This window comes from Falsiroseomonas sp. E2-1-a20 (assembly GCF_051433195.1).
Lineage (GTDB): Bacteria > Pseudomonadota > Alphaproteobacteria > Acetobacterales > Acetobacteraceae > Falsiroseomonas.
On the sequence record NZ_JBHMFT010000130.1, the window covers coordinates 1 to 2025 of the forward strand.

The 2025-nt window shown below is 64.7% G+C and carries 5 protein-coding genes; 1 reads left to right on the top strand and 4 read right to left on the bottom strand.

Annotation, left to right across the window (positions count from 1 at the left end; genetic code table 11):
• Positions 1–321 (top strand): hypothetical protein (locus ACFHPP_RS30845; RefSeq protein ID WP_437167047.1); only part of this gene is annotated, 321 nt, incomplete at its 5' end.
• A gap of 131 nt (positions 322–452) precedes the next feature.
• On the opposite strand, the gene ACFHPP_RS30850 is transcribed toward ACFHPP_RS30845, so the two are convergent.
• From ACFHPP_RS30850 to ACFHPP_RS30865, 4 genes are read right to left on the bottom strand one after another with little or no spacing between them, the layout of a single operon-like run.
• Entirely contained in the window at positions 453–605 is a 153-nt protein-coding gene (locus ACFHPP_RS30850; protein WP_437167048.1) for a hypothetical protein, read from the bottom strand.
• A gap of 24 nt (positions 606–629) precedes the next feature.
• Positions 630–1178: an AI-2E family transporter gene (locus ACFHPP_RS30855; RefSeq protein ID WP_437167049.1), complete on the bottom strand. Its 549-nt coding sequence runs from the start codon at positions 1176–1178 to the stop codon at positions 630–632.
• Between the two features lie 47 nt (positions 1179–1225).
• On the bottom strand, positions 1226–1375 hold the full coding sequence (locus ACFHPP_RS30860; RefSeq protein ID WP_437167050.1) for a hypothetical protein: 150 nt from the start codon (positions 1373–1375) through the stop codon (positions 1226–1228).
• A 48-nt stretch (positions 1376–1423) separates the two neighbouring features.
• The gene (locus ACFHPP_RS30865; RefSeq protein WP_437167051.1) at positions 1424–1660 is read right to left on the bottom strand and encodes a WGxxGxxG family protein; all 237 of its coding nucleotides are present in this window, start codon (positions 1658–1660) and stop codon (positions 1424–1426) included.
• Positions 1661–2025: the final 365 nt, after the last annotated feature.

Below are 2025 nucleotides of genomic sequence, written 5' to 3' on the forward strand. Positions count from 1 at the left end.
ACGGCATCGACCGAGATGTTACGGGGAGGTGACCTACCTGGCTTCGAGCCGGGCAGTGTGCGGCAGGCTTGGTTGTGCACGGTGGACGGCGGTGCCTCCGCCGCTGCCGCGCGCTACCTGCTGCGCCGCCTTAAGCGCCGCTTTCCGGGAACTACGGTGGCGGCATTGGTGGTGGGCGAGCCGGAGAACCGGCTGTCGGAGGCGCTGCGCGCCGAAGGCGCAGCCGCGGTGGAGCGGGAACTGAATGGTGCGGCGCGGGTTGCGGTGCGGCTGCTGCCGGAGGTGGCTGTACCACGTGATGATGCCGGCGCGCTGGGCTGAGCCCCATCACTGGCGGCCTTACAGAGTGGCTTTGAGCCACTCCTAAACCAGGAGCCGGCTTTCACAGTCATGCCCAGCCTCTTTCCGCCGAAGCCTTGCTTGCGCTCGGCCTGACGTTCGCTGCAGGCCTTTCAACGGTCCTTGGCAGCTTCGCGGTCGCGCGGGCAGATCGAGCCGACCCGCGGCTGCTTGCCGTTGCGCTGGCCTTCGCTGGCGGCGCAGTGGTTTACGTGTCCCTGGTCGAGATCCTGCCGAAGTCCGTGCAGGCGCTGGCGCAAGATCACGGGGACCGTGCCGGCTACGCCCTCCTAGCCCTGTTCGGCTGCATCGCAGTTCTGGCCATTCTCGATCGGGTCGTCGCAAACCCGCATGCCGATGTCGCCGCCTGTCGGTCGCGTTGGCCTTCTCGCGGCGGCGGCCGTCTCCGCGCACAACCTGCCGGAGGGAATGGCAACCTTCTTTGCCACGCTTGATGACCCAGTGGTCGGCGGTCCACTCGCCATCGCCATCGCCGTCCACAACCTCCCAGAGGGCATATCGATTGCCGTCCCGGTTTTATTATGCCACCGGCAGTAGACGGTCCGCCGTGCTGGCCACACTGATTGCCGGCTTGGCCGAGCCGGTTGGTGCGATCGTGGCATGCTGAGCATGTGCTTTTCGGCCAGCGGCAGGATCATGTTGGATTCCAGCTGCTGGATCGCCAGGAACGGCACCGCCGTCCACAGCAGCGCATCCCCGCCCGTTGCCAGGGCCAACAGCAGCGGCGGCACCGCGCCGGCCACCCCTCCCCGCAGCGGCACGAAGCCGACGAGGCCGGCAAACAGCCCCAGCGCCAGCGGCGACGGCCGGCCGATCAACCAGGTTCATGGACACCATCTGCGCGCCGAGCCACATCCGCAGCGCATCATCCACCCGTTCCTGCTGGTCCATCGGCACCAGCATCAACGCGCCCCTTGCGGTACATCGCCGGATCAGCAGCCAAGAAAAAGCCGCACACAATCCCGCTGCCTTCAGACGCCGAAAGCTGCGCGTCATACGTCGTCTTCTGCGTCATCACGTGTTACCGACCAAGCTCACGAGAAGGCGTTTAGCCATCCGACACTTATCGTCGGGTGTCTGGGTGAACGTTGCCTTCGCGGTCCTTCTTCATGAACAGCGGCGCCAAGCCTGCCAGCCCCAGGAGGCCGAGCAGACCCCAGTTGAACTCGTCATTTTGCTCATCAGTCTGCACAGAGCCCGGAGCCGGAGCCATCTGTGCTAGAGCCGACTGTGTGAAGGCGGGTCCGATCATGAGGGCTGTCAGCATGGCTGCTGCACAGAGACGTGTGCTCTTCGACATTGTCCATCTCCCCCGCCTGTATAGCGGCCAAGGGGCAACGCTGCTCTCGGCAGAACTGTTCCCGTCTCACATATCCTGACCGTCGATCAGATGACCCTCCGACCTGATCGAGCTCGAGCGCGATGCGCGGATCCTTCCGAGACGGGCGTGAGGTGTGATCACCCGGAAGGTGGCGCGCAGATGCGGCCTTGCAGAGGTAGGAGATGGTTTTGTTGATAGAGGCCAGCATCCGCGGTAGCCCGGTGTGCTCGGCCCTACGGATCGAGGCTGATTAGAGGCGGCCGATCAGATAGAGTGATTCGAGCGACGAGATGTCCCGCATTTTCAGCAATAGAACAGTTCAGCGCGCCAAAGCCTGCGCTTCG

What these genes read in the sequence shown, in the direction of transcription:
- ACFHPP_RS30860 (WP_437167050.1), bottom strand. Translation starts at nt 1,375, where the DNA reads ATGACGCAGAAGACGACGTATGACGCGCAGCTTTCGGCGTCTGAAGGC.
- ACFHPP_RS30865 (WP_437167051.1), bottom strand. Translation starts at nt 1,660, where the DNA reads ATGTCGAAGAGCACACGTCTCTGTGCAGCAGCCATGCTGACAGCCCTC.